The following is a 1,842-nucleotide window of genomic DNA, read 5'->3' as shown; positions in this document are numbered from 1 at the left end:
GATCGGCCGCTGGCTCGCGACCGCGACCGCCGGCCGCGTGACGCTGCTGGCGCAGGTCGCCGGGCCGGTGCAGGATGTCTCGGTGGCACGTCGCGATTCCCTGGCGCATGGCCTGGCCATCCGCGCCGCCCTCGAGCGCGGCGGGCTGGACGGCACGCGCATCGACACCCGCCCGCTGGGACGCACCTCCGAGGCCCGAGACGCCATCCTGCTGATACCGCCCACTCTCCGCGCCGCGCCGGAGAGCCCGGCCCTCCAGCCGAGCACGACCCGCCCATGACACGCCCGACCCACTACCTGCTGCGGATGCTGGCCTTCCTGGCCGCCGTCGCCCTGCTCTGCGTCGTGCTCTCGGGCAATCTGCTGACCGCCTTCGCGGCGAATCCGGTGCTGAACACGGTCATCCTCGGCGTCCTGCTGCTCGGCATCGCCTGGAACATCCGCCAGGTGCTCGGGCTGAAGCCGGAGGTGGAGTGGCTGGAAGGCTTCCGCGGCAACCGCACCGGCGCCACGCCGCGCGCCGCGCCACGGCTGCTGGCGCCGATGGCCTCGATGTTCTCGGCCCGCCGCGGCGAGCGCCTCTCGCTCTCCGCCCCGGCGATGCGCGGCGTGCTCGACGGCATCGCCTCCCGCCTCGACGAGAGCCGCGAGCTGTCGCGCTACATGACCGGGCTGTCGATCTTCCTCGGCCTGCTCGGCACCTTCTGGGGCCTGATCCTGACCATCGGCTCGGTGGCCGAGGTGATCAACTCCATGTCGGTCGGCTCCGGCGACCTGAACCAGCTGTTCAACCAGCTCAAGTCCGGCCTGGCGCAGCCGCTGTCGGGCATGGGCATCGCCTTCTCCTCCTCCATGCTCGGCCTCGCCGGCGCCCTGGTGCTGGGCTTCCTCGACCTGACCGCCGGGCAGGCGCAGAACCGCTTCTACTACGAGCTGGAGGAATGGCTCGCCGGCGTCACCCGCCTCTCCTCCGGCGTGCTGGGCGGGGATGGCGAGATGGGCGGCTCGGTGCCCGCCTATGTCCAGGCGCTGCTGGAGCAGACCGCCGAGAACCTCGAGAACCTGCAGCGCATCATGGCGCGCGGCGAGGAAGGCCGCGCCGCCTCGGCCCAGGCCCTGCACACCCTGACCGAACGGCTTTCGGTGATGACCGAGCAGATGCGCGCCAGCCAGGTGCTGATGCAGCGCATGGCGGAGGCGCAGTCCGGCCTGGCCCCGGCGATCGCCCGCCTCGCCGAGGGCAGCGCGGAGGATGACGCCGCCCGCATCCACCTGCGCAACATCGAGCTCTACCTCGCCCGCCTGACCGAGGATGTCGCCCAGGGCCGCGCCCAGGCGACCGCCGAGATCCGCAGCGAGATCAAGGTCCTCTCCCGCACCATCGCCGCCCTGGCCGAGGACGGGCCGCGATGAGGCAGGCGCCGGCCGGAGGGGGCTGAGCCATGGCGCTCGGGAGCGGCCGGCGCGGCCAGCGCGAGGGCGTCAATGCCTGGCCCGGCTATGTGGACGCCCTGTCCACGCTGCTGATGGTCATCATCTTCGTCCTGCTGGTCTTCGTCCTGGCCCAGGGCTTCCTCTCCGTCACCCTCTCCTCGCGCGACCAGGCGCTCGACCGGCTGAACCGGCAGGTCGCCGAGCTGGCCGACATGCTGTCGCTGGAGCGGAGCCAGGGGGAGGAGCTGCGCGGCAATCTCGCCCGCATGGGCGACGAGCTGCGCGCCGCCGCCGCCGCGCGCGACGCCGCCCTGGAGCAGGTCGGCAGCCTGCGCGCCGAGCGCGACCGGCAGGGCAGCGAGCGCGCCGCGCTGGAAGCCGCGCGGGACGGCCTGGCGGCGCGGCAGG

At 73.3% G+C, this 1,842-nt stretch carries 2 protein-coding genes and 1 pseudogene; all 3 read left to right on the top strand.

Annotated features, from left to right (window positions below; translation table 11 throughout):
• The coding region (locus ACVMLK_RS20905; RefSeq protein ID WP_457487523.1) for a hypothetical protein at positions 1-280 on the top strand (280 nt) is incomplete at its 5' end.
• Positions 277-1,413 (top strand): FUSC family protein, encoded by a 1,137-nt coding sequence (locus tag ACVMLK_RS20900; protein ID WP_198367419.1) that lies wholly within the window; start codon positions 277-279, stop codon positions 1,411-1,413. The genes ACVMLK_RS20905 and ACVMLK_RS20900, both read left to right, overlap by 4 nt.
• A gap of 29 nt (positions 1,414-1,442) precedes the next feature.
• A pseudogene (locus ACVMLK_RS20895) lies at positions 1,443-1,842 on the top strand (peptidoglycan -binding protein); the annotation flags it as partial.

The organism is Teichococcus aerofrigidensis, from assembly GCF_054073225.1.
This window is presented reverse-complemented; position numbering and strand designations above follow the sequence as displayed.